The sequence below is a fragment of the Spongiactinospora gelatinilytica genome, from assembly GCF_003236385.1.
Classification (GTDB): domain Bacteria; phylum Actinomycetota; class Actinomycetes; order Streptosporangiales; family Streptosporangiaceae; genus Spongiactinospora; species Spongiactinospora gelatinilytica.
Map to the genome: position 1 here is coordinate 1 of NZ_POUA01000696.1, position 1612 is coordinate 1612.

The window sequence follows — 1612 nt, forward strand, 5'->3', positions numbered from 1 at the left end:
ACACTGTGGCGCAGGCTGGCCAAGACGGCCCGCCTGATGCTGCGCCGCGCGCCGGTCGGCGTCGTGCTGCACCGGCTCGGCGGCGGGGTCGCGCTGGGCGGCGACCGCGACGCCCCACATGTGGAGGCGACGCCGACGCTCACCGTCTCGCCCAGCCCGAGCGCGGCCCCGACCAAGACCCCGTCCCCGACGCCGAGCCCCACGCCACGCCCGAAGAAGCCGGTGCCCGACGTCGGCGGCCTCACCCTCGCCGAGGCCCGCCCGATGATCAAGGCCGCCGGGTTCAAGGTGCAGGCCCAGCTCAACGGCGGTGGCCAGGTGCTCGCCTGTCACACCGTGGTCTTCCAGGAGCCGGCGGCCGGAGAGAAGCTGGAGCTGGGCAGGTCGATGATGATCCTGTTCGACCCGGAGAACGGCTGCGAGTCGCCCTCGCCGCAGCCCACACCGACACCGTCGCTGTCCAAGGTGCCGGTGGGACGCTGAGTGTGCGCCGCGGGCCCTCACAGGCCCGTGGTGTTGCGCGGGTAGGCGACGTCCGGGTCGGTGGCGATGTTGACCAGGTACGGCACGCCCGAGTCGAACGCCCTGCGCAGCGCCGGCCCGATCTCCTCGGGCCTGGTGACCAGCTCGCCGCCCCCGCCGAGCGCGGTCACCACCTGGTCGTAGCGGCACTGCGGCTGAAGGTCGGCGGCCACGTCGTAGCCGTACAGCAGCCGCATCGGGTGCTTCTCCAGCCCCCACGAGCCGTTGTTGCCGCAGATCATCACGACCGGCAGCCGGTGGCGGACCAGCGTGTCCACGTCCATCAGTGAGAAGCCCGCCGCGCCGTCGCCGAGCAGCAGCACCACCTGGGAGGAGGGCCGCGACAGCCGGGCGGCGATGGCGTAGCCGAGGCCGGTGCCCAGGCAGCCGTAGGGGCCGGGGTCCAGCCAGCAGCCCGGCTGCTTGGACTCGACGTACTTGCCCGCGTAGGACACGAAGTCGCCGCCGTCGCCGATCACCACGGCGTCGTCGTCGAGCAGCCGGGCCAGCTCGCCGTAGATCCGCACGGGGTGGATGGGGTCGGCGGAGGCACTGAGAAGCTCCGCGTCGGCGGCGGTGGCCGCCTTGGCGGCTTCGGCCAGCCTGGTCGTCCAGGGGGCGTAGGAGGCCGGATCGACCCCGGCGGTCTCACAGGCCGCGCCGAGGCCCCACAGCAGCAGGGACAGGTCGCCCGCGGCCGAGCCCACCGTGCCGGTGTGGGTGGCGAGCTGGGACTGCGTGTCGGCGAGGTGGACGACCTTGGCCAGCGGCGCGCCCTCCTTGCCGCCGAACCAGCCGTAGCCGAGCCGGAAGTCCAGTGGCGCGCCCACCACGATGACCAGGTCGGCCTGGCCGAACGCGATGCTCCTGGCCCGGGTGACCAGCAGCTCGTTCCCTGAGGGCACGATGCCGCGGCCCTGGCCGTTGGGGATGACCGGCAGCCGCCACTGCTCGGCGAAGTCGCGGGCGGCCTCTTCGGCGCGGTCCATCCACACGTCGGAGCCGAGCACCAGCACCGGCCGCTCGGCCTCCGCCAGGTGCCGGGCGATCCCGGCCAGGGCGTCGGGGTCGGGTTCGAGCGGAGAGGGGG

The 1612-nt window shown here is 73.8% G+C and carries 2 protein-coding genes; one reads left to right on the forward strand and one right to left on the reverse strand.

All coding sequences use genetic code 11. From position 1 onward, the window contains the following. The coding region (locus C1I98_RS43385) for a PASTA domain-containing protein (RefSeq protein ID WP_233508566.1) at positions 1-483 on the forward strand (483 nt) is incomplete at its 5' end. A gap of 17 nt (positions 484-500) precedes the next feature. Here C1I98_RS43385 and C1I98_RS38695 read toward each other — a convergent pair. Next, positions 501-1612: acetolactate synthase (locus C1I98_RS38695; protein WP_111172162.1), on the reverse strand; the 1112-nt coding region annotated here is incomplete at its 5' end.